Annotated in this window: 24 protein-coding genes; 9 read left to right on the forward strand and 15 right to left on the reverse strand. The window is 38.6% G+C overall.

What is annotated here, in order from left to right:
* Window positions 1-128 precede the first annotated feature (128 nt).
* The gene (gene msrA / locus HUU81_RS13090; RefSeq protein ID WP_199609374.1) at window positions 129-665 is read left to right on the forward strand and encodes a peptide-methionine (S)-S-oxide reductase MsrA; all 537 of its coding nucleotides are present in this window, start codon (window positions 129-131) and stop codon (window positions 663-665) included.
* A gap of 48 nt (window positions 666-713) precedes the next feature.
* On the opposite strand, the gene glnB is transcribed toward msrA, so the two are convergent.
* Window positions 714-1055, reverse strand: a complete 342-nt coding sequence (gene glnB / locus HUU81_RS13095; RefSeq protein ID WP_199612065.1) for a nitrogen regulatory protein P-II — start codon at window positions 1053-1055, stop codon at window positions 714-716.
* Between the two features lie 195 nt (window positions 1056-1250).
* Here glnB and nadE point away from each other — a divergent pair, with 195 nt between their 5' ends.
* The 3 genes from nadE (at window position 1251) to HUU81_RS13110 (ending at window position 3234) form a co-directional block, all read left to right on the forward strand.
* Window positions 1251-2084, forward strand: a complete 834-nt coding sequence (gene nadE, locus HUU81_RS13100) for an ammonia-dependent NAD(+) synthetase (RefSeq protein ID WP_199609376.1) — start codon at window positions 1251-1253, stop codon at window positions 2082-2084.
* 40 nt (window positions 2085-2124) lie between these two features.
* Window positions 2125-2637, forward strand: a complete 513-nt coding sequence (locus HUU81_RS13105; RefSeq protein ID WP_199609377.1) for a GspH/FimT family pseudopilin — start codon at window positions 2125-2127, stop codon at window positions 2635-2637.
* A gap of 81 nt (window positions 2638-2718) precedes the next feature.
* A complete protein-coding gene (locus tag HUU81_RS13110; protein WP_199609378.1) occupies window positions 2719-3234 on the forward strand; it encodes a GspH/FimT family pseudopilin in 516 nt (171 codons plus the stop codon).
* Between the two features lie 117 nt (window positions 3235-3351).
* On the opposite strand, the gene HUU81_RS13115 is transcribed toward HUU81_RS13110, so the two are convergent.
* From HUU81_RS13115 to murJ, 12 genes are all read right to left on the reverse strand, one after another.
* On the reverse strand, window positions 3352-3669 hold the full coding sequence (locus HUU81_RS13115; RefSeq protein ID WP_199609379.1) for a TapY2 family type IVa secretion system protein: 318 nt from the start codon (window positions 3667-3669) through the stop codon (window positions 3352-3354).
* Window positions 3670-4107: a type IV pilin protein gene (locus HUU81_RS13120; RefSeq protein WP_199609380.1), complete on the reverse strand. Its 438-nt coding sequence runs from the start codon at window positions 4105-4107 to the stop codon at window positions 3670-3672.
* Complete coding sequence (locus HUU81_RS13125; RefSeq protein ID WP_199609381.1) at window positions 4107-7634, reverse strand: pilus assembly protein; 3528 nt, start codon at window positions 7632-7634, stop codon at window positions 4107-4109. The genes HUU81_RS13120 and HUU81_RS13125 overlap by 1 nt, the downstream gene beginning before the upstream one ends.
* A 4-nt stretch (window positions 7635-7638) precedes the next feature.
* Entirely contained in the window at window positions 7639-8118 is a 480-nt protein-coding gene (locus tag HUU81_RS13130) for a hypothetical protein (RefSeq protein ID WP_199609382.1), read from the reverse strand.
* A gap of 16 nt (window positions 8119-8134) precedes the next feature.
* Window positions 8135-9139 (reverse strand): PilW family protein, encoded by a 1005-nt coding sequence (locus tag HUU81_RS13135; RefSeq protein ID WP_199612066.1) that lies wholly within the window; start codon window positions 9137-9139, stop codon window positions 8135-8137.
* Window positions 9139-9729, reverse strand: coding sequence for a type IV pilus modification protein PilV (gene pilV / locus HUU81_RS13140; RefSeq protein WP_199609388.1), 591 nt, complete (start codon window positions 9727-9729; stop codon window positions 9139-9141). Before pilV ends, HUU81_RS13135 begins: the two co-directional genes overlap by 1 nt.
* Before the next feature lie 260 nt (window positions 9730-9989).
* Window positions 9990-10919, reverse strand: a complete 930-nt coding sequence (gene ispH / locus HUU81_RS13145; protein ID WP_199609390.1) for a 4-hydroxy-3-methylbut-2-enyl diphosphate reductase — start codon at window positions 10917-10919, stop codon at window positions 9990-9992.
* A gap of 8 nt (window positions 10920-10927) precedes the next feature.
* A complete protein-coding gene (gene fkpB / locus HUU81_RS13150; RefSeq protein WP_199609392.1) occupies window positions 10928-11359 on the reverse strand; it encodes an FKBP-type peptidyl-prolyl cis-trans isomerase in 432 nt (143 codons plus the stop codon).
* Between the two features lie 2 nt (window positions 11360-11361).
* Window positions 11362-11880 carry a signal peptidase II gene (gene lspA, locus HUU81_RS13155; protein ID WP_199609394.1) on the reverse strand — a complete coding sequence of 173 codons (519 nt, stop codon included), beginning with the start codon at window positions 11878-11880 and terminating at the stop codon, window positions 11362-11364.
* Complete coding sequence (gene ileS, locus HUU81_RS13160; protein ID WP_199609396.1) at window positions 11881-14709, reverse strand: isoleucine--tRNA ligase; 2829 nt, start codon at window positions 14707-14709, stop codon at window positions 11881-11883. It abuts the gene before it with no gap.
* Between the two features lie 29 nt (window positions 14710-14738).
* Window positions 14739-15659: a bifunctional riboflavin kinase/FAD synthetase gene (ribF, locus tag HUU81_RS13165; protein ID WP_199609397.1), complete on the reverse strand. Its 921-nt coding sequence runs from the start codon at window positions 15657-15659 to the stop codon at window positions 14739-14741.
* A 123-nt stretch (window positions 15660-15782) separates the two neighbouring features.
* Complete coding sequence (gene murJ / locus HUU81_RS13170) at window positions 15783-17342, reverse strand: murein biosynthesis integral membrane protein MurJ (RefSeq protein ID WP_199609399.1); 1560 nt, start codon at window positions 17340-17342, stop codon at window positions 15783-15785.
* Window positions 17343-17787: 445 nt separating this feature from the next.
* On the opposite strand from murJ, the gene rpsT reads away from it, so the two are divergent.
* Window positions 17788-18048, forward strand: coding sequence for a 30S ribosomal protein S20 (gene rpsT, locus HUU81_RS13175; protein WP_199609401.1), 261 nt, complete (start codon window positions 17788-17790; stop codon window positions 18046-18048).
* Between the two features lie 236 nt (window positions 18049-18284).
* Window positions 18285-18644, forward strand: coding sequence for a DUF3718 domain-containing protein (locus HUU81_RS13180; RefSeq protein WP_199609403.1), 360 nt, complete (start codon window positions 18285-18287; stop codon window positions 18642-18644).
* Between the two features lie 114 nt (window positions 18645-18758).
* On the opposite strand, the gene HUU81_RS13185 is transcribed toward HUU81_RS13180, so the two are convergent.
* Window positions 18759-19130, reverse strand: a complete 372-nt coding sequence (locus HUU81_RS13185; RefSeq protein ID WP_199609404.1) for a response regulator — start codon at window positions 19128-19130, stop codon at window positions 18759-18761.
* Window positions 19131-19264: 134 nt separating this feature from the next.
* On the opposite strand from HUU81_RS13185, the gene HUU81_RS13190 reads away from it, so the two are divergent.
* Entirely contained in the window at window positions 19265-20641 is a 1377-nt protein-coding gene (locus tag HUU81_RS13190; RefSeq protein WP_199609406.1) for a M28 family peptidase, read from the forward strand.
* Window positions 20642-20673: 32 nt separating this feature from the next.
* Window positions 20674-21129: a hypothetical protein gene (locus tag HUU81_RS13195; protein ID WP_199609408.1), complete on the forward strand. Its 456-nt coding sequence runs from the start codon at window positions 20674-20676 to the stop codon at window positions 21127-21129.
* Here HUU81_RS13195 and HUU81_RS13200 read toward each other — a convergent pair.
* Window positions 21116-21997, reverse strand: a complete 882-nt coding sequence (locus tag HUU81_RS13200; protein ID WP_199609409.1) for a ribose-phosphate diphosphokinase — start codon at window positions 21995-21997, stop codon at window positions 21116-21118. The two genes, HUU81_RS13195 and HUU81_RS13200, sit on opposite strands and share 14 nt — an antisense overlap.
* A 675-nt stretch (window positions 21998-22672) precedes the next feature.
* Between HUU81_RS13200 and HUU81_RS13205 the strand changes: the two genes are divergently transcribed.
* Window positions 22673-22912 carry a YgjV family protein gene (locus HUU81_RS13205; RefSeq protein ID WP_199609410.1) on the forward strand — a complete coding sequence of 80 codons (240 nt, stop codon included), beginning with the start codon at window positions 22673-22675 and terminating at the stop codon, window positions 22910-22912.
* Window positions 22913-22917: the final 5 nt, after the last annotated feature.

The raw sequence follows: 22917 nt of genomic DNA on the forward strand, positions 1-22917 counted from the left end.
AGGCTCGATGTACTTTTCTGAAAAGACATAAGAGACTCTCTCGAAATTGCTTACTTGCAGATCAAGCTTCAGGCTATTAACCAGCTATACTCAACATAATCAAGCTATTTAGCACTCTCAGTAATAATATGAATAATTTACAAAAGGCGACATTTGCTGGCGGCTGCTTTTGGTGTATTGAAGCGGCTTTCAATAAACTAAAAGGTGTTAAAAGCGCAATATCGGGTTATATTGACGGTGACCTTCCAAACCCTACCTATAAAGATATATGTACAGGGCAAAGCGGATATGCAGAAGCGGTAGCGATAGAGTTCGACGCTAGCATGATTGATTATGAAACCCTGTTAAAGATTTTCTTTACAGTGCACGATCCTACGCAAGTCAACAAACAGGGTTACGATGTTGGTACACAGTACCGCTCTGCAATTTACTATCATTCCGATTCACAAAAGCATCTCGCAAAACGTATGATTGAAGACTTGAATCAGCAAAAAATCTGGCCGCTACCGATTGCTACCACAGTAGCTCACGCCAGCCAATTTTATTCAGCAGAGAGCGAGCACCAGCTTTATGCAGTTAATAATCCCAACCAGCCATATTGCCAATTAATCATTAACCCTAAATTAGAAAAGCTAAAAAGTGCTTTTCAAGATTATATTAAATAGAGGGAGTAATAGGTTACATTTACCTAGTTAACTCAATTGGAAGAAGCTTTATAATAAAGCTTCTTCATCTTCTTCAGACGTTCGTATACGCACTACCCGCTCAACATCATAAACAAAAATCTTACCATCGCCGATTTTCCCTGTATGTGCTGTATTAGCAATAACCTCAACACAGCGATCGACAGTCTCTTCAGTTACTACAATATCCAGTTTAACTTTAGGCAAAAAGTCCACCATGTATTCAGCACCTCGGTAAAGTTCTGTATGTCCTTTCTGTCTACCAAATCCTTTAACTTCTGTCACTGTCATGCCTGCAATACCAATTTCAGCTAACGCTTCCCGAACATCGTCTAATTTGAACGGTTTGATTATTGCTTCTATTTTTTTCATCATTAGCCTCGAGGTAATTTATATAAAATAATTTAAACAAATCCATGTTTATTATGGCGAAATACTACCATAAGCCATTATATCAGCGCCATAATGCTAGCTATAAATTAGCATGCGTGAGCACTTCTTCCTCCACTTTTATAATGATAGAATCAAATACCTATAAACAGAAAAAATTAACATAGGTTGTTATACATGAATCAGCAATCAATCGTGGCTGAAATGAAGGTATTACCTGATATTGATCCTAATTTTGAAATTCAACGCCGCATCGACTTTATCAAACAACAATTACTCAATGCGGGCCTATCAACTTTAGTGCTCGGTATCAGTGGTGGTGTAGATTCCTCAACCTGTGGAAAGCTAGCGCAGTTGGCAGTTGATCAACTCAATCAAGAAAAGAACAGTAATAACCATCAGTTTATTGCTGTTAGGTTGCCTTACGGAACGCAAGCAGATGAAGAAGATGCACAAGCTGCAATTTCGTTTATCAAACCTACACACACTATGACGGTTAACATTCAACAAAGCACAGACCAAATGCACGTTGAAGTACTCAATGCATTGCCACCAGCGTTACGAGCAAAGAAAAATGATTCGGATATCGATTTTGTAAAAGGCAATGTCAAAGCGAGAGCACGTATGATTGCACAATATGAAATTGCAGGCCTGACTAACGCCTTGGTGCTAGGTACTGATCATTCAGCAGAGAATATTACTGGTTTTTATACTAAGCACGGCGATGGTGCCTGCGATCTTGCACCTCTATTTGGCTTAAATAAAAGACAAGTACGTTTACTTGCAAAAACATTAAATGCGCCAACTCCGCTTATTGAAAAAGCACCAACAGCTGACTTGGAATGTTTGACGCCATCCAAAAAAGATGAGGAAGCATTGGGGATTAGTTACGATGAAATCGATGACTTCCTCGAAGGTAAAAACATTTCAAAACAAAGTAGCGAAAGATTAATTTCGATCTTCAACAAGACACAGCATAAACGCCAACCAATACCAACTATTTATGATTAGCGATTATGTTTTACTTAATCAATAGATGGAGTATATCCACATGAAGAAAAACGGTTTTACATTATTAGAGGTGTTAGTAGTTGTTGGCATAGTTGGCATTCTCGCTTCAATCGCATTACCAAATTTAAGCAGCTTTTTAGAATCAAATCGCGTTGAAAACAAGTTACAAGAACTAAATAGACTATTCGCATATGCAAGAGGCGAAGCTATTAGTGGAGAAACATTCGTTACTGTCTGCCCTTTAGTAAACAGGACTTGTACAAATGATTGGAGCAAAGAAATTGTTGCCTTTATAGATGATAATAATAATCAAACAAGAGAAGCCAACGAAGCCGAGTTGCGCGTTAGTGGGCCACTGAACAGCAATGACTTTCTACAATTTGCTAATGCGGCTTTAACATATGAATCTAGAGGAATGCTAGCCAATAATGATGCTGGCGGTAGGTTTATTTACTGCCCTTCCTACAAAAATAATATAAATTCACGCTCACTCGACATTACCCCACTAACTGGTAGAGCAACAATTAGTGACAATACTGTTACTTGTAACTAATGTGGTTATGAGTTAGTCTAGTTTAGCCGCATAGTAGGAAGCTATGTGGCTTATAAATAAACATATCATGGAGGATAAATAATGACTAAGAGTAGTCACGCCTTTACTTTAGTTGAATTATTAATTGTTGTTACAATATTAGGCATTCTTGCTAGTGCCGCACTTCCCAGCTTTAACAGTATTTTAGAGTCAACCCGAGCAGATAATAAAACATCTGAACTAACACGATTACTTTACTTTGCCAGAGCTGAAGCAATCTCATCTGAAAATTTCGTCACGCTATGCCCCCTTCAAAACAATGCATGTGTAAATAATTGGAATTTAGAGATAGTTGTTTTCAACGACATTAATTTAAACCGAACTATTGACGGCAACGAAAGGGTATTAAGGGTAATATCGCCTATTCCATCACATGACTTTTTACAACATCCTTTTAGCTCAGTCAGTTATGATGCAACTGGTATGCTGGCCAATAGAATGGGCAGTTCTTTTAGGTATTGCCCTGGTACTAAAAACAGCCAATATGCTAGAAGAATCATTGTCTCATCACATACTGGCCGAGTTAGGTATTCTGATGAAGATACAGAGTGTAGATAACCCGAACTCGGGTTAAATAATTATTACAATTATCAGCTGTGAGGTTTTTATGCGGCATATATAAAAACCTCCTCAAAAACCTTGATTAATAAGGTATGAAGCACTTTATTTAATAACTCAATGCTCTGTGTTTTTGTCTAGCTTCTGCGATGAGTACAAAATAAATTTACCATATAAATCTGTACACTCAACAACATCCACAACTTTATGGCGTTTACCATTTAGTTCTATTGAAATAGACTTACCAAATTGCTTTTTAATCAGCTCATCTTTGCGAAGCTTATTCTTTTCCATACCAGTAATAATGGCTTCTTCTTGGGAGCTAAGTTTTACATGACATTTATAATGGCTCCTTTGAGTAACATCTTCATTACTAGCAAAGGCGATGGAGGTGCAAATACACACAAAAGATATAAAAAATACGTGTAATTTCATTTATCGCTCCCAGCAATTATTATTTGTTGCGCTACCGTTATTAGCCGACTTTCTTCCAATATTATCTATGGTAAAGATTTTACAATCGCTATCTGCAGCAGCTTGGCTTCCTAAGGCTTTTGCTTGAATAACAAATTCCTGATCTATATCCTGAGCATCCGTAACTACCGAGATACTGTAATATCCACTTTCAGTAATAAATGGGTCAGCCGGATATCCAAGTTGGGTTAAATCTGTTGTATAAGTTCTAAAATCTGCAAAAAACTGCTCTTGCATATTAGCTGCTGATATCAACTCTATCATTGCTTCAGAACGCCTATTTTGCGAGACATAATCAACATAACTCGGATATGCAATACTCGCTAAGATCCCCACTATCGCTACTGTCACCATTACCTCTATTAAAGAAAAGCCGAGTACAACTTTTTTACTCTTCATTATCTTGCTCCATTTTCTTCAACATATAGGTATGCGCGCTGTGTAGATATTGTCACTCCGCTAGCCTCAAGTAAGTCACATTTATCACCAGTACACTTCGAGTCAGGCTTACCCTCAACCTCAATTCCATCAGCAGGCACCGCTAAGTACACTTGCCCTTTTTTACAGTCTGCTCCCGTACATTCAGGTACCACTATCTGAGGCATATCAGGAATACCCTGAACTGTTTGAGGAATTTTGATTTCAGTAAATAAGCGAGTGCCCATATTTAAATCAAACGCATACATACTACCTGCTGGTTTATAAACGCACTCCCCTTCTTCCAACTGATCTGCTGGCGCATAACTATTGAAATATGCTTTCCCCCCCAATACAAATGAAGGTGATAAAGACTTTTCTTTATTAGCCAGCGGATAATACCAACCTTTCAATTGACTAAACTCCAGCATTTTCTCTTTCATCTGCACTTCATCATCAATTTCAAGAGTAAGCTTTCCTCCAGAAAGTTTATTAAGAAGTAAGTCATTAAGCCTTATTGGCTCAAATGTTTCATCATCGGCTAATGGCTGTGCTAACGTTCGAGTATCACGTAATACAAACAAATAATCATTTACACCAGAAGCAAGAGGGCGGGCTCGATTTCCTGAGCCTATTACCACAGCATCATAAGGCTGCTCAGCTCTTGTTATCGAGGTGTTGCCATTAATTGTGACTTCTCTGGTTGCAGAAAAGAAAGAACGAGCAATTGCCGGTTCGGAGAAGAAACGGCGATCATCAGCGGGAAATTCACTTGCATCACTTCCTAACTCAGCAAACTTGTAAACCTTCCATTTAGACTTATCTACATCACCAATGTCAGCCCTCCATACGTTACCTCCCGTATCAGAGAAATAAAGCCTGTCTGTGTAACCGTCGAAATCTGCATCAAATGGACTAATACTAGAGGGGATACTATGCTCTCCTTCAAACTTAATGTTTGCAGACTCTTCAGGGGTTAGTTTCCATAACAAATTACCGGAATCAGCATCAACCATATAAATACCACGCCCAACTGAGTCAGGTGCTTTTACATTCAAAACATCGCTACTCGTACTATAGCCAGCGCCAAAAACTAAAATCGGTTTTGCGTTACCATTTTCATCTACATTAATCGGATGATACATCACATAAGGTTTAGACCAAGTTTGACCAAGCTCTTCAAAGTCCGAGCTGTTACTGTTTATTATCCACTTTATTGTCGGGCTGTCTGGTTTAGATAAGTCCAGCGCATAGTAAGAGCTTCCACCTCGGCGCATACCTACAAAGGCCCACACTGTATCAGTGTCTCCATTAATAACACCGTCACCATTTTTATCATCTACAAATACGGCAGGAGTACCATCAACACCGTATACTTTTCCATCAGAAGGATAATTATGTTTAAGTGTTGAAATATTAGGAATCAATTCAAATGGCATTAACGCCCACTTCTCTTCGACTGTTGTGTCGTTATCCTTAAACATGTGTAAAAAGCCAGCATTAGTGCCCAGTATAATTCTAATATCTGCAGGACTACCGCCATAATTAATAACTAAAGGCTTTGCGTGTAGCGGGTCGCCTAAAATATCCTGCCTATTTTTAGAAGTATCACTACCGTCAACATCCTTTCCTTTAGCCCAGTTTAAGTAATAATCAATCTGGTTTTTATCTATATTCATTAATTGAGCAAGTTGATTTTTATTCCCAGCAATATTTTTAAGATTATTGAATGTAAAATCCACTAAAGAAGTACCATCATTACTAAATAGTTTTCGGGAGCTTTGGTTCACAAGCGCTTGATTAACTCCACCCTCTTCTACTGTATTACCATCAGCTTTGCTACCCACAGTCCAAAATGTTTTTGCTTCAGGACTTATCGTACCATCAGCTAAAATTGCATCCTGCGTACCGGTTTGATCAACGATTTTCGTTCCACTAATCTTTAGCTTTTTAAGATTACCACGCCATCTTGAACCTTTATCAGGTTTAAACATCGCATAATATAAATAATCTAAAGTTCGTGTCGGATCGGTTGTATTAACAGCAACACCTGGTGATGAGAACGTCCCATTTACTTTGGAAATATTAGCGATTGCGGATTGTAGAGCATTTTGTAATTTAGTAGGTGAAGTTACTGGATAGTACTTTCCGCCTCCACGTCGAGCGGCCTCTTCAAGCATGTCGCCAGCAGCAGTAATAACTGCCTGGCCAAATCCAACTGTATATAGCTTGGCTGTCTGCGTACCTGATAAGTTTGGATTAATGTCTTCTGTGTTTAACCACTCAGCAAATGCAGGAATAAATGTACTATCTTTACCGTCTGAGAAACTACTTTTGTCTGAATCCGATAACCCTGCAACACTTTTTATTAAACTATTCGCGTTCTTGTCTCCTGTCGGCTTTCCGTCAGTTATCATCACTATATAAAGTTCATTCTTACATGACGAGTAAGGTGAAATATAAGCACCTTTATCTTCTGCGGTTGTGTCTCTAGCCGGTGAAGGATTAGATAGCGCCTTCCCATATAATAAGCTCTTACCTGCAAAGTAACGATAGGCTTCATATAGCGATTCACACAATGGAGTTCCACCATCTCCGACAGTTTTGTTGAGCTTGTTATCAATCATGTCATCCATTTCATCACTGTCTCTACCTTGAATTTTAGCAATAACTCGGCCACCATTACTGCCTTTATTGAAAATTTGTAAACCAAAGTCTGCAGAGGGTGTAGTAGCAAAAAGCCCTTCAATGGTTCTTTGCGCTATCTCCATCTTAGTTTTATTTACTAAACCTAAGTTAGTATTGAAATGCCAACGTAAGTAATTAGCCGTATATAAAGTGGTGCTTTCCCCTTCTTCTAAGCCTGCAGCTTTTGCCGCTGTCAGCCCTGAGTCACCCGCTTCAAAATAGACCGGGTTTAACGCATCCCCTTTCCCATTTACAGGGTAACCATTCAGTAAACCGTTATTATTAAAATCTTTCTTTCCTGAGTTATCTTGATTTTTTCGATCAATATCATCCCAACACTCAACAACACCTTCACCGGATAAGCCGTCATAGCTTGATATATTCTGCCATCCACCTGTATTGCCGTTAAACTTATATTCTTTTACTTTCCCAGTATAATAGCCATACTTGGTTAAATACGTATTAGAAGTGTTACACGCTAAGTGCTGCCCACTAAAACGCCTTTTTTCTGAACTACTCGATGGGTTGGGCAACTCTTCACTACCTAATGCACCTTTAATATAAAAGATTGCGTTAGAGTCATTATCCGCTCCCCCTAAAGATGGATACACTGTTTCTGGATCATAGAATGGCTTAACCTGTACTATTCCACCATGCTGCGCAACAGCCATACTTCCAGAAGTATCTAAAATAACTAACACCTGAGGCCTAGAACTTCCCCTTAGTGCTGCATCACCCAAATAAATTTCAATATCATCAGCTTGAGTACTTACCGACAACACAGTTATCAATGAAGCAAGAAAGAATATAAATTTTTTCATAAGACTAGTTCCCAAACTTTAATAGACGTTGTATAGCACCAGAAGTTACTGCAACCTGCTTATTGTCTCGTTTACCAAACGTGGTAGCAGTGCGAATGCGCAAACGGTTACATTTGATCCCAATGTTTCCCGAGGTAGCATCTTCAGCTCTACGAGTAGGACACCCAACAGCTCCCTGACGCGCGGTATCCCAATTAGCGATCGCTGTGGTCCCACTGAAACTGTGCTGCTCATCAAATGATCTATCTATATATTCGGCACCTCTTAGGCTGGCAAAAATACTACTACTGGAAGCGTTTATAAAAACCTCGTCATTTGCACCTAATGCGATATTTTCAGCTTGAGCGCGCTCCTCAAAAGCCTGAGATATTTTTACATCTGTCGCACTATTACTCATTAGCGCCCCTGCAATGCCCGACAGTACAACTAGCATTAACAAGGAAGTAACTAATACAAAGCCGCTTTGATTATTGTTATGTCTCATACCTATCTCCCGAACATCACAGCTGTGCATTTTCTATTTTAATGGTAGAACTGAACAACATGCGTCTAAAATTATCGCCATTGCCAGACACTGTTTCGTCACCTAGCTGATATGTGATGTTATTAGTGTAATTAGGATCTTCTGCAATTGCTCTTACTAACAAAAACACCCTAACGTTCAATACTTTACTTAATTCTCCATTGGGTAATAATCGACCTTCCCAATCTTCTCTCATCATTGCCGATGAAGGCATATATGTATTCACTGCCCCGTCACCTGTAGTATCAATACCAAACATAAAGCGCATACGCTCAACGCCTGGCACTAAAAAACGGCGATTAAACTCACCATCATCTTCATCGATTGATAACCTCTCCATTGCTAGAGCAGGTACACCGTTAGTACCGCCGATATAAAAAACACTATGTGAATAAAGCCAAATATCTCTGTTACTTAAAGTTGGAACATTTGCATCTGTCACATTTCCAGGAAAGAATATTCCTTCACTTGTATTACTGGCTAGATAGAACTCACCGGCATTACGGTTTTCAGGTAAAAGGGTATCACCTATGACTCGTTTAATTTGTAGTGCGTCATTGTCACTTGCGGCCTCACTAACACAGCCAAAAGCAGTACTACCAGTAATATCGAAGCCATAAATATAATTAAATGTAGAAAGTGAGCCGTTTGGAAAGCTTCCGTTATTTTGCCCAGGGCTAATACAGTCAGCATCATTAGCAGGTATAAGCCCAGCTAATAACGCAGTATCAGCACTATGAATTTGCTTTGGTGATAATCTCCCCACAAAACCTGCTTGCGAAATTTCCTGTGACAAGATTGCCATAGCAACTTTGCCAGCTTCCTGCATCTCACCAATTCTGGTTGTTTCAGCTGTCGTAGTCCGCATAGCAACATAAGTAGCCATGACACCACCTAGCAGGAATACTCCCACAGCCAATGAAATCATTACTTCTAAAAGTGTCATGCCACGTTGAGAATAACTAATAGAAAAAGTTTTCATTAAAATATTACCGTTCTAATTACGACCTGACGTCTTCTCTTATCATCTTCCATACCACATTCTTTAGCACCGTCGATATTCCGGTCACCACCTGCTTCATTGCTTTCGCCTGCATCTGCCAACATCTCTCTTCCTTGCCATGAGATCACAATTGCCACGTCGTTTAACGTCGTAGTCGAAGGGTCCAAAATACAACCAGTTGGATTAATCAAACCTCCAACAGCGATATCGTTTCCCGTTTGAGCGTTCGCACCAATTAAATCTTGCTCCCACTCATGCAAGTCATTCAATCTTATTTGTTCAGGTGTGCAGGTATTGGCTAGCGTATTACAGCGTTGGGTGGGTTCATCGAATACATCACCTGTGGCATTATCACTGGCAATATAAGCGTCAATTTGATTGGGGTTGGCTTTAATGCGGTGCAGCATATCATTTGCTAAAGAGAGAGCTATTGCTCGTTGAAGTGCATCAAAGCTTGATTTCTTTGCTGTGGCTTGCATTGCAATAGTGCCAAGAATACCAGTTGCTAATATAAAAAAAGCAACCAGTACTTCAACAAATGAAAAGCCTGACTGGGTTCGTCTAACCATTTCAGTACCTCAGTATACATTACACTCTTAACTTTGTCCTAAACCTGTATTGATCTATTTAGTACAAAATTAAAACGTAAAACGGATGACGATCGAGCGGCGAAATGAAAGAGCTTAAAGCGTTGCATTTTTCTGGTTAGTATTTGCGTAACCCAGCTATCAATTTAACCGCATACTTCTTAAACTACATTATGGCTATATTTTAAGCGTTAGTTGTAGATCAGAACGATAATTCGTCAAGTGCTAATAATTTGTTAAATTTATCGCAATTCTGCTGGTAGAGCAAATACTATATTCTCTTCTTTGCCAGGATTTTCTATTACTTCTTTTCCACCGAGCGTTTTTAGTTTAGAAATAACATCTTTTACAAGTACTTCTGGTGCGGATGCCCCTGCTGTTACACCAACTTTATTTATATTTTCGACCGTGTCTTTATTAATAAAGCTTGCATCATCAATAAGGTACGCTTTGGTTCCCATTTTTTCTGCTAATTCTCTCAAACGATTCGAGTTAGAGCTATTTTTTGCCCCAACGACATATAGCAGATCAACTTTTTGTGCCAACTCCCTTACAGCATCCTGCCTATTTTGAGTTGCGTAACAGATATCATCTTTACGTGGCCCTGCTATTTTTGGAAACTTTGCTTGTAACGCTTCAATAACGTCAGCTGTATCGTCAACCGACAAGGTTGTTTGACTACAATAAAACAATTCTTCAGCGTTTTTCACTTCTAGATTTTTAACATCTGATACTGATTCAACCAGATAAATTCCACCTTCATCATTGTCATATTGTCCCATCGTACCTTCAACCTCAGGATGACCATTATGACCTATCAGTACACACTCTATCCCTTTTCGGCTTGCACGCGTCACTTCCATATGCACTTTAGTAACTAATGGGCATGTTGCATCAAACACTTTTAATGCCCTGTCTTTTGCTTCTTTTCTAACTGCTTGTGAAACCCCGTGAGCACTAAAAATAACAATGCTATCATCCGGTACTTCATTCAGCTCATCAACAAAAATTGCCCCGCGAGATTTTAACCCGTCAACAACAAATTTATTATGAACAACCTCATGCCTTACATAAATGGGCGGCTTGAAAATTTCTAACGCACGCTCAACAATACTAATTGCACGGTCAACGCCTGCACAGAATCCTCTTGGATTCGCTAATAAAATATCCATAAAGCCTCCTAATTTACTTCCAGCACATCAACATCAAACGTAACGACTTGACCTGCTAGTGGGTGGTTAAAATCTACAGTAACTGATTCGCCCGCGACTTCTCGGATCACACCAGGAAGCTCTACGCCATCAGGCTGGGTAAAAGCAACGATCATCCCAACCTCTGCAGGAACATCATTGTTAAATTTACTGCGCTCTACAAAATAGATATTATCCGGATTGGGCATACCAAAAGCATCTTCAGGCTGTAACTCAAATGATTTAGTTTCTCCTTGAACCAACCCAAGCAAACATTTCTCAAAATTTTCAGACAAGCTACCATCACCCATCGTGAATTTTGCAGGTTTATTATTAACTTTAGTTGAGTCTGCAGCAGAGCCATCAGAAAGTTTAATAGTAAAGTGCATAATAACGTTACTGTCATGCGTAATTTGATTCATTTTTACTTCTCTTTGCTCAATTCATCATTTGAATTTTCATTATTATTTGTAAATGCGTCCCAAATTAATAACCCTGCACCTACACAAATTGCACTATCTGCAATATTAAATGCAGGATAATGCCAATTTTCATAATAAACATGTATAAAGTCGATAACATACCCAAAAAGCACGCGATCAATTAAGTTCCCTAATGCACCACCTAAAATCAGCGCATAAGCTATACACAATTTTTGTTCAGTTAATCGAGTTTTTCCTAACCATACAATAAGTGCAACGCTCACTAAAAAAGCCACAGCTGCAAAAAACCAGCGTTGCCAGCCCCCTGCATCACTTAAAAAGCTAAATGCAGCCCCTAAGTTATGCACATATGTAAGGTTAAAAAATGGCAACACTTGAACTGACTCGTATAAATCAAACGTAGCCACAACCCATTGTTTTGTTACTTGGTCAATAATAAGAAATAAAAAACTGAGCCATAACCAACGCAGCCCAGTTTCTTTAAATAATGATAAGTTCATTTATGCAAATGTTCTCTGTTCGCCATCACCTTCAACATTGCTAACGCAACGCTGACATAATTCCGGATGCTCTGGCTCAACACCTACATCTTCACGATGGTGCCAACAACGCTCACATTTTTCAGCTGATGAAGCATTAACTGCTAACCATAAACCTTCCAATGCTGTAGCTTGTGTATTATCCGGTTGTGTAGCGCTTGCTACAACTTCGGCCTGTGAAGTTATTAATACAAAGCGAAGCTCATCTTCAATTTTTGATAATTGCGCGGCTAACTCAGGCTCAGCGAATAATGTAACCTCTGCTTGTAGCGCTGCACCTATCTGGTTCTCTTTACGTGCTAGTTCTAACGCTTTATTTACCTCAGCGCGAACAGTTAGCAATTGCTGCCAGAAACTATCAGGTAAATCCCCTTCTTTATTAACTTCAACTAATCCTTGATACCAAGTCTCTGTAAATACAAATTCATTACGTTCACCTGGTAACTCTTGCCATATTTCCTGAGCGGTGAAGCTTAAAACAGGTGCAATCCAACGCGTTAGCGCTTCCACAATATGGTAAAGTGCGGTTTGACACGAGCGACGTGCGTGGCTATCTGCTTTCGCCGTATACTGACGATCTTTGATCACATCTAAATAGAAGCTACCTAGCTCTACCGTACAGAAATTCATTAAACGCTGTACCACAAGATGCATTTGATAATTGTTGTAAGCGTCTAGTAATTCAGCTTGCAATTTTGCAGCATTATTTACCATCCAACGGTCCAACTGCACCATGTCTGCAACATCAACCATATCCGTTGCAGGATTAAAGCCACTTAAATTCGCAAGTAAGAAACGAGATGTGTTACGAATACGACGGTAAGTATCAGCAGAGCGTTTAAAAATTTCATCTGATACAGTCATTTCGTTTGTGTAGTCTGTTGATGCAACCCATAATCTTAAGATGTCAGCACCGTATTTATTAATCACTTCTTTAGGGGCAATAACATTACCTAAAGACTTAGACATCTTGTGACCTTTCACATCTACAGTAAACCCGTGAGTTAACACTTCTTTGTATGGGGCATGACCTTTCATAGCCACACCTGTCATTAATGAAGACATAAACCAACCACGGTGCTGATCTGAGCCTTCAAGATATAAATCTGCTGCTGCCGAAAAGTCGTCACGGCAATCAACAACAAAGTGGTGAGTTACACCAGAGTCAAACCAAACATCTAACGTATCTGACACTTTAACGTACTGTTCAGCATCTTCTCCTAATAACTCAGCCGCATCTAAATCCCACCAAGCTTGAATACCAGTCTGCTCAACTTTTTTTGCCACTTCTTCAATTAATTGTTGAGTATTTGGGTGTAACGCACCTGTGTCTTTATCAACAAACAACGCAATTGGCACGCCCCATGTTCTTTGACGAGAAATACACCAATCAGGACGGCCTTCCACCATACCTTCAATGCGGCTTTCACCCCACTCAGGTAACCATTCTGTTTTCTTAATTTCTTCAATTGAAGACGCACGCAAGCCATTTTTATCCATGCCAATAAACCACTGCGGCGTAGCTCTGAAAATAATAGGCGTTTTATGTCTCCAACAATGAGGATATGAATGCTCATAGGCATGATGATGAAGTAAGCGGTTGCGCTCTTTTAGAATATCGATAACTTTATCATTCGACTTAAAAACATGTTCACCAGCTAATAACTCTGTGTCAGGTAAAAATACGCCGTTTGCACCCACTGGATTATAAATTTCTAAATCGTATTTTTTACTTACAACAAAGTCATCTTGACCATGTCCACCAGCAGTGTGAACACAACCAGTACCGGCATCCGTTGTTACGTGGTCGCCTAAAATAAATGGTACATCTATCGCGTAGAATGGATGCGCCAACATCAACATTTCTAACTCTTTACCGCGACAATGGCCAAGTGCGTGAAACTTGTCGATATTACATCTAGCCATTACATCATTAACAAGTTCGCTGGCAATAATTAAGCGCTCTTTACCTTGCTCAGTTTCTACTTGCACTAATGCATATTCTAACTTTTCACTTAGCGTTACAGCGCGGTTTGCTGGTAACGTCCATGGTGTTGTTGTCCAAATAACAACTGATATATCACCTTCTCCTGCATGCCCTTCAGGATGATTAAATTTTGCTACCACAGCTGCTTCATCTTTTACTGCGAAACGCACATCAATTGCTGGTGATACTTTGTCTTTATATTCTACTTCTGCTTCTGCAAGTGCAGAGCCACAATCAGTACACCAGTGAACAGGCTTAAAACCTTTTTCTAAATGACCATTATCTATAATTTTTCCTAATGAACGAATGATGTTAGCTTCAGAGTCAAAGTCCATTGTACGGTATGGCTTATCCCAGTTTCCTAATACGCCTAATCGAACAAAACTTTCTAATTGGCCATCAATTTGTTTTTGGGCGTATTCTCTACATTTCTGCCTAAATGTTGCCGCATCAACTTTTTTGCCAGGTTTACCCACTTTTTTCTCTACTTGTAACTCAATTGGTAAGCCATGACAGTCCCACCCTGGCACATAAGGAGAGTCAAAATCAGACAGTGTTTTAGACTTTACTATAATATCTTTTAGTATTTTATTTACCGCGTGACCTAAATGAATATCACCATTGGCATACGGAGGGCCATCGTGCAAAATAAACGACTTTTTACCTTTTTTTGCCTCACGAATTTTCTTATAAAGAGACTTTTCGGTCCATGCTTGTAACATTTTAGGTTCACGCTGGGCCAAGTTACCACGCATTGGAAATGCGGTTTCAGGCAGGTTTAAGGTATGTTTGTAATCGCTCATTCGTTTTTAATTCCGTACTTTACCAATTTTTATACTAAAACATGTTTTGCATTTAACACATCTAGCGCAATTTGCTCTTTTAATGCATTAAACGACTCGAATTTTTGTTCTTCACGTAGTTTATGACGCAAAATAACTTCTAATCGACAACCATAAATATCGTCATTAAAATTAAATAGGTGCACTTCCAGCTGCTGCCTTATTCCAGCAACGGTTGGTCTGTTTCCAATATTTGCTACACCTTTTATACATCTATTACCCAACTTCACTTCTACGGCATACACGCCATTAACTGGCGACACGCAACGTTTTAAATGAATATTTGCAGTTGGAAAACCGATTGTTCTTCCTTTCTTATCACCGTGTGCCACTCTACCAGCAATGCTATAAGGTCTACCAAGCATGGCTTCGGCGAAATCTAACTGATCATTTAACAGCGCGGTTCTTATTGCTGTACTGCTTACTCTGCAATCATCCAACCTATAACTGGTGGTACTTTTTACATCAAATCCTAGCGATTCACCAGCTTGATTTAACATATTAAAGTCGCCACCACGCCCTTTACCAAAGCGGAAATCATCGCCAACAATCAAAAACTTCACACCAAGTTTGTTAACTATCAGATTTTGAATGAAGTTTTCAGCTGTCATTGCTGCAAATCGGTGATTAAAATTCACACATAGCAAGCGGTCAACACCCATTGCGCTTAAATGAGTATATTTGTCTCTTAATCTATAAAGTCTGGCAGGTGCATTAGCAGGCGAAAACAACTCTTGTGGTTGAGGTTCAAATACCATTACAGTAAGAGGTAAGTTTAACTTCTTCGCCTCATTTTTAGCATTTTTCAGTACTCTACAATGCCCTTGATGCACGCCATCAAAATTCCCGATCGTTAACACGCAATCACGATGATAAGGCTTAATATTATGAATACCGCGAATTAACTCCATTCCACCACACTTTCAGCTTATTACTAACAATAGAACCGCTACTTTGCAAAAGATTTTCTTTTAAAGTAGCTGACAAAAGATTAAAAAACGGGTGATTATAACTTGTAATGTAGTATTTATCAGCTATCGCCTGAAAAATAGCTGCTTTAAACGCGCATTTAAAATAATTAACACGATAAAATAAATAAACACGGCAAAAACAATGAAGCCGAGCAAAGCCATTATTCGCACGTCTAAAGGTTGTGTTATCCACCAATTCAATGGAAAGTTAAGATAACTTATCGTGCCAATCATAGCCAAAGCTGCGACCACACTTTTTACAACAAAATGAAGCGTCTCTTTAGAGATTTTATACACCCCTAACTTAGATAATCCTCGGTACAGTAATACAGCATTTAATGTGGCCGACATTGCTGTTGCTAACGCTAACCCTACATATCCAAAAAAAGGGGCTAGCATTAAATTAAATACCATATTTGCCACCATCGCGATAATCCCGATACGAACGGGTGTTTTGGTATCTTGTCGAGAAAAATATCCGGGTGCTAAAATTTTAATCATCATATAGCTTAATAAACCACTACTATAAGCAATTAAAGAATATGACACCATCTCAAGATCATGTAAGGTAAATTCGCCGCGGTAATAAAGCACACTAATAATAGGTTGGCCAAATAAGATTAAGCCAAGCATTGCAGGTACACCCAACAATAAAATGAAACGAATCGCCCAATCCATAGTGTCGGCAAATTCATTGCCTTGTTTATTTACATGTAGCGCCGAGAGTTTGGGTAAAATAACAGTGGCAATACCTATCCCGAATAGTCCGAGTGGAAACTCAATCAACCGATCAGAATAGTATAACCAGCTAATCGAGCCTGTTAATAAAAATGAGGCTATTACCGTATCAAGCAATAAGTTTATTTGATTTACCGATACTCCAAACAGCGCAGGGATCATTAGCGTCCTTACTTTTGTTACATATTTATCTCGCCAGCCCCATTTAGGCTTTGACAACATTTGCTGTTTGAATAAAAAAGGAAGTTGAAATAAGAACTGTACCACCCCGCCAATAAACACTCCTAGTGCAAGCGCCATTGCAGGCTCAGAAAATTGATCTCGGAAAAAAAGAAGGCTACTTATAATAGCTATGTTTAAAAATACTGGCGTGAACGCAGCGACTGCAAACTTATTATAAGTATTGAGTATTGCGCCTGAAAGCGCTACAAAAGTAATAAACCATAAATAGGGAAAGGTGAACTTTAACATTAATGATGCTAATTCAAATTTGCTTCCCTCTGCATCCCCCTCTAGCCAACTAACAAACCAACCTGTTCCAAACAGTGCGGCTATCACAGGACTGGCAATTACGCCAAATAAAGTGACTACCGTTACAATCACGCCAAGGGTACCGCTCATTCTGGCAACAAAAAGCCTGACTTCATCATCACCATGCTTTTCTTTTACTTCATTTAAAACTGGTACAAACGCTTGCGCAAACGCACCTTCTGCAAACAAGCGCCGTAAAAAATTAGGAATACGGTTAGCAAAGAAAAACACATCCGCAGCAGCGCCAGCACCAATCAAATTTGCAACCACAAGATCACGTATTAAGCCTAATATACGAGAAATAAAGGTCATAGCACTAACAATTAAGCCAGATTTTAATAATGAGCGAGACACACTACGTTCCTAATAATGAATAGTTATTATTGATTTAAATTAACCACGGTTCAGCTTTTATAAAATACCATCTATGTGGTAATGATGTGATTCTGACGTTGAGATTGCATTATGACCTTAGCCCAAATAGATTGCACTTATTTATTGTAAGCACATGAATTATTAATAAATGATAAAAAGTCATGCTAAAAGAAGATAAATCACTGTGATTATTATTTAACTTTCTGGTAGAATCGCGCCCAGAAAATTTGGTGTATTTCCCTTTGCGTACCTGTTCAACGTTTTATTTTGGCTGTTGGTCTTATGTGCTGTGGGATAAAGCCATTATTTTGAGATAGAAAAAGTCAATCAATTTTTAGCTAAATAGTTTGACTTTTTGATTAAAAAAAGGCATAGTCCACGGCCTTAAAATTTAAGCGATACTGAGAACGGTAGGAGTTTCACTTTGGCTAACATTAAGTCTGCAAAAAAACGTGCTATTCAGTCTGAAAAACGTCGTCAGCACAACGCTAGCCGTCGCTCTATGATGCGTACTTTCTTAAAGAAAGTTAACGCTGCAATTGAAGCAGGCGACAAAGAAGTAGCACAGCAAGCATTTGATAAAGCTGTTCCTGTATTAGACCGCTACGCAACTAAAGGTCTAATCCACAAGAACAAAGCGGCTCGTCATAAGAGTCGTTTAGCTGCTCAAATCAAAGCGCTATAATCAAATTATTGATTAGAAAAAAACCGACGCATGTCGGTTTTTTTTCGCCTTTAATTTAGCTAATGCTTCCAAAATAGCTAAATTTCATCTTACACAATCCATATTTTAGAGCAAAAAGTAAGCAAACATTTCATTTCCCAGATCTCGACATATTTCCTTACACTCAGTAGGGAATTTATTCCACGTATATCATATCTACTCCATGAGGTTCCTCAATATGTACACGGAGAAAGAAAATGAATATTTTAAAAAAACTATTTGTTGTAACTGTTACATCAGCAAGCTTGGCCTCAGTCAGTTTTTCAGCGTCATCGGCCAACGCACCAATGGATCCGTATATCGAGACTGCATTAGTCAATGTTTGTAAATCTGTCATTAAAAACAGTCCAATTAGCCTTAAAAAAACAGTAAGAGGCTATCGTTTGAAAATGGATACCATCACAGAAAAATTAATGTGCAACAATGAAACACCGTATCAATTTGCATTAACTCATAATGCTGATAGAAATGCGCGTCTATTAAAAACAGGTAGTGTGGAAATTAAGGATATTGCAGCGGTTGATGCAGTCGAAAAATATTACGTTTATATTGATTAATATCTACAAACTCGCTAAGAGGCATGCAGTTAGTGCCTCTTTTTATTGTTTTTTATATGGTAAATCGCCGCATCACTTCCATAACGACTCTGACACGTATTGATGGCTTAATGGCTAAACAACTTTCTTAATAATGCTCTCTATTTTCTTTATTGAGAATGGTTTCACAACAAACCCCTCAGCTCCATGAGTAATCGCAGCTTTTACATTATCAATCGAGCTATGTGCTGATACCATGACAACTTTCACATTCTCATCAAGGTTTTTGAGTGACGTTAGTACTTTATGCCCAGTGACGTCTGGTAATTCTATGTCCAAAAATATAATACTATATTTATTCGGCTTGAACTTTTTAAAACACTCAGCACCATTTGCGGCCTCATCAATATCCTCAACGCCTAGCTGTGTTAATGTATGGCGCAGAAGGCTCCTTACTTCGGCCACATCATCAACAACCAAAGCTGTAATTTTCCCCTGTCCAACCATGTCTAAATATTCTCCAACTCAGTAAATTTCTTCCATCCTTAGTAAATATAGTAAATTCAATTGATTACTGCTTTGTTATTTCACTTATTTTCGCTAAAGTAGCTACATTTCCAAACGGCGTATAATAGATCACTATGAAAATACTCAATCGGTTTATCACATCATACCTACTGTTGATAATACTACCTTGGTTTGCAAATGCAAAAATCAATGATGACGCACTTAATCAACTCGTCAAACATGTAAAAGAAAAGCCGCAAGCACTTACACTAGTAAAGTCGTTAACGACTGAAGTTGGCCCAAGAATAGCAGGCAGTCCGGGCGACAAAATGGCCGTTAAGTGGGCGGAAAATAAGTTTAAAACGCTTGGCTTTGACAAAATTTATAAAGAGCCGGTCAGAGTTCGTAATTGGAGCCGCGGTATTGCATCCGCAACAGTTATTGCACCATATAAGCAAAAGCTTGTCGTCACTGCGTTAGGAGGCACAATTGCAACGCCCAAAGACGGATTAACCGCACAAGTGGTACAGTTCGACTCACTTGAATCTTTAATCAAAGCTGATAAAGCTGAAGTAGAAAATAAAATTGTTTTCATCAATAAAAAAATGCGCAGGCATAAACAAGGAAAAGGCTATAGGCCTGTTGTGATAGCGCGTTCAAAAGGAGCTATTGAAGCTGCGAAGCTAGGTGCAAAAGCAATTGTTATTCGCTCGGTTGGCACATCAAATACTCGTTTTGCTCATACCGGGGCAATGAAGTATGACGCAACTGTCGAAAAAATCCCTGCAGGTGCTTTGTCAAATCCCGATGCAGACTTGCTCGCAAGCATGTTTGAAAACAATAGCCCTGTTACTATCAACCTTCAGTTAGACGCAAAGGAACATGGCTGGCAAACTTCTTATAATGTCATTGGTGAAATTACCGGGACTGAGCAACCAGAAAATTATATACTATTGGCCGCTCACCTAGACTCATGGGATGAAGGCACTGGCGCTTTGGATGATGGCGCTGGAGTCGGTGTTGTCATGGCGGCGGCAGCAAATATTAAAAACATTACCGGACAACCTAAGCGCACTATTCGTGTGGTGTTATATGCCAATGAAGAATTTGGCTTGGTTGGCGCCAAGGGGTTCGTCAAGAAGCATAAAGCCTCATTTGATAAGATTATTGTAGCTGCAGAGTCTGACTTTGGAGCAGGCCCAATTTGGCAATTTAGCACAAATTTTGGCAACAATTTTGAGCAAGGCAAAGCGTTACTTGCTAAATACTTCGCGCCATATAATATCGCACATGGCAATAACAAAGCTTATGGTGGGCCAGATATTTCGATGCTGCCAAAATACGGCGTACCGGTTGTAAGTTTATCCCAAGATGGCACGAACTATTTTGACTATCATCACACTCCAAATGATACGTTTGATAAAATTGTACCTGCCGAATTAAACCAAAATGAGCTTATTTGGACTATATTCGGGTATATCACCGCCAATAGCGATATCAGCTTCAGATGACCCTGTAATAATAACGTACTGAGATTTAATAGATGGCTGAGCCGATAAAAAGAAAGAAGTTACTCACTAAAGAAACGGGCAAAAAAAAGCTCAGCCAGCCCAAAGCACAACCTTCACCTCAACAAACTCAGCTAGATAAACAACGAGCTGAATACGAGAAAAAGCAATTAGCAGAAAAGAAAGCGAAAGCCGCAAAAATTAAATTCAGTCTATTAGCTTTGCTCGTGGTTATTTATATAATCATTCCTAAGCCACAAGTGTTGGTATATGAAAAGTTAAATATGGTCAGTGAAAGTATTTACTGGCCAGGCTTTACTAAAGAACAAGCAATTATGCTTGATACTAATCAACAAGTGATTATCGACGAACAGCTAAATATTATTTATTTTTGTTACCGCGGAGAAAATAAACAAAACTGTCAAAAATATACATTAATTGAACGAAAAGGCATGTTCGCTGCAGCAAAGCTATATTTCAGCAATCATTAAAATGTAGTTCTGACGCTATTAATTTAGCTAAATTAATATGATTACTAAAATGTTTAATTGTATTGGTTGAGTACACTACACTTGCTCCTGCGTTAATAAGCTCTTTATAGGTGCTTTCATTAAATAATGCGTGCGTACAAATGCAAATTGGAGCTTTACAAGGTTGTTCTTTAAACTGCTCAACCAAACCCAGCATAGTTTTACCTGACGAAATAATATCATCAAATAAAATAGGTGTAACATGCTCACTTACTTTGCTTAGCGCCGAAATACTCACATCGTAATCACCGCGCCTAATTTTAGATTGAACTTGATAGCCGCAATCTAACGACTTTGCTATCACTTTCACCCACTGCTCACTTTCGCTGTCTGGCCCAATAATATAAGGCTGGCTGACATTCGCTTTAATCCAACTTGCAACCGTTTCTGCCGCGCTGAGCGCAATAGCAGGTATGTTATATATTTCATTTAAATCTAAAATGCGGTGTAAATGGGGATCAACAGTGATCAATTTATCAATGTACTTAGTGATCGCAGAAGCGAAAATCTGGGCAGTATTAATTTCTCCTTGATTAAAAACAGCATCTTGCCTCATATACCCCAAATATGGACTAACTAAGCCCACACGCTTTGCCCCCTGCTGCCGTATCATCTCCGCCATAAATATGATTTTGATGAACTTACTATTAGGTTGATTTAATGAACAAAGTAGCCAAACGTCAGCATCTTCAACATTTGACAGGTTTCTAAAATAATACTCACCATCAGGGAATAAGCGTTGCTCATACTCGCCATAAATAATTTGCCTACTTTCACATATTGCGCGGGCAAGTTCTTGATGCCCGTCTAGGCAGTACATAATTTTCATCGTTAACTCTTTATTATATTTATGACGCTATTCGTCAACCGCTTTATTACTCTGGAGCTTCCAGTCAGCGGTACAGGATTAAACTGTATTATGTTGGTGAGAAATCACTCTCATAAACCAAACATACGCACACTAAAAAAATCACTGCACGTGAGTAAAGCAAGTGAAAACGGGTAATTTTCAACAGAGTAAAACCTAACATTAAATAAACGAAAGGAAGTAACTCATATATTTCGGTTGGTATGTAGCAGTGCTTTTTCCTATAAATATATTTAGGCAGCATAACAACCCCGTACAACATCATCATTTACATCTATGCGGTACTAAATATAAAACAACACTATTCAGATACTTCATTTTTATTACTACCACCGTTCAATATTTGTACATGGAATTTAAAAGTGCAAATTTATTTGCTAATTAATCACGCTTATAAACTATAACTACAGAGCAATAATAATTTTCATTATTCATTCTTGTTCAAAGGAAAATAAACTGAATAAATGAATAACCTAACTAACTAAAACACCTATATAAATGAAGAAAAAATGAATAAAGATATTAATTAGTTTTTCTAATCTAAAATAAAAGTTTTTTTCGTTTGATTGATTAATATTTATTCCTCATAATCCGCGCCAATTCAACATCAACAGACTGAAATTTAGGCAAAAAGAAGTGGAACAAATAGTAGTAGACGTAATTAGCTGGATTGGTTTAGCAATTTGTATTGGTGCGTTTTTTATTAAAGACTTAACCCTATTACGCATAGCCACATTAGTTGGTTGCTCGTTATTATTCGTCTATTACACTTATATATCTGTTCCACAAGGCATTATTTCTAATGTTACTTTAGTGCTGATCAACGCGTTTTATTTATTTCGTGTTGCTACCACCAAAAATACTGAAGCTGTTTGATAACG

Source organism: Flocculibacter collagenilyticus (assembly GCF_016469335.1).
In the GTDB taxonomy this organism is placed as follows: Bacteria; Pseudomonadota; Gammaproteobacteria; order Enterobacterales; family Alteromonadaceae; genus Flocculibacter; species Flocculibacter collagenilyticus.

Excerpts from the sequence above, each read along its gene's own strand:
- msrA (WP_199609374.1), top strand. The coding sequence starts at position 129 with ATGAATAATTTACAAAAGGCGACATTTGCTGGCGGCTGCTTTTGGTGT.
- glnB (WP_199612065.1), bottom strand. The coding sequence starts at position 1,055 with ATGAAAAAAATAGAAGCAATAATCAAACCGTTCAAATTAGACGATGTT.
- nadE (WP_199609376.1), top strand. The coding sequence starts at position 1,251 with ATGAATCAGCAATCAATCGTGGCTGAAATGAAGGTATTACCTGATATT.
- HUU81_RS13105 (WP_199609377.1), top strand. The coding sequence starts at position 2,125 with ATGAAGAAAAACGGTTTTACATTATTAGAGGTGTTAGTAGTTGTTGGC.
- HUU81_RS13110 (WP_199609378.1), top strand. The coding sequence starts at position 2,719 with ATGACTAAGAGTAGTCACGCCTTTACTTTAGTTGAATTATTAATTGTT.
- HUU81_RS13115 (WP_199609379.1), bottom strand. The coding sequence starts at position 3,669 with ATGAAATTACACGTATTTTTTATATCTTTTGTGTGTATTTGCACCTCC.
- HUU81_RS13120 (WP_199609380.1), bottom strand. The coding sequence starts at position 4,107 with ATGAAGAGTAAAAAAGTTGTACTCGGCTTTTCTTTAATAGAGGTAATG.
- HUU81_RS13125 (WP_199609381.1), bottom strand. The coding sequence starts at position 7,634 with ATGAAAAAATTTATATTCTTTCTTGCTTCATTGATAACTGTGTTGTCG.
- HUU81_RS13130 (WP_199609382.1), bottom strand. The coding sequence starts at position 8,118 with ATGAGACATAACAATAATCAAAGCGGCTTTGTATTAGTTACTTCCTTG.
- HUU81_RS13135 (WP_199612066.1), bottom strand. The coding sequence starts at position 9,139 with ATGAAAACTTTTTCTATTAGTTATTCTCAACGTGGCATGACACTTTTA.
- pilV (WP_199609388.1), bottom strand. The coding sequence starts at position 9,729 with ATGGTTAGACGAACCCAGTCAGGCTTTTCATTTGTTGAAGTACTGGTT.
- ispH (WP_199609390.1), bottom strand. The coding sequence starts at position 10,919 with ATGGATATTTTATTAGCGAATCCAAGAGGATTCTGTGCAGGCGTTGAC.
- fkpB (WP_199609392.1), bottom strand. The coding sequence starts at position 11,359 with ATGAATCAAATTACGCATGACAGTAACGTTATTATGCACTTTACTATT.
- lspA (WP_199609394.1), bottom strand. The coding sequence starts at position 11,880 with ATGAACTTATCATTATTTAAAGAAACTGGGCTGCGTTGGTTATGGCTC.
- ileS (WP_199609396.1), bottom strand. The coding sequence starts at position 14,709 with ATGAGCGATTACAAACATACCTTAAACCTGCCTGAAACCGCATTTCCA.
- ribF (WP_199609397.1), bottom strand. The coding sequence starts at position 15,659 with ATGGAGTTAATTCGCGGTATTCATAATATTAAGCCTTATCATCGTGAT.
- HUU81_RS13180 (WP_199609403.1), top strand. The coding sequence starts at position 18,285 with ATGAATATTTTAAAAAAACTATTTGTTGTAACTGTTACATCAGCAAGC.
- HUU81_RS13185 (WP_199609404.1), bottom strand. The coding sequence starts at position 19,130 with ATGGTTGGACAGGGGAAAATTACAGCTTTGGTTGTTGATGATGTGGCC.
- HUU81_RS13190 (WP_199609406.1), top strand. The coding sequence starts at position 19,265 with ATGAAAATACTCAATCGGTTTATCACATCATACCTACTGTTGATAATA.
- HUU81_RS13195 (WP_199609408.1), top strand. The coding sequence starts at position 20,674 with ATGGCTGAGCCGATAAAAAGAAAGAAGTTACTCACTAAAGAAACGGGC.
- HUU81_RS13200 (WP_199609409.1), bottom strand. The coding sequence starts at position 21,997 with ATGAAAATTATGTACTGCCTAGACGGGCATCAAGAACTTGCCCGCGCA.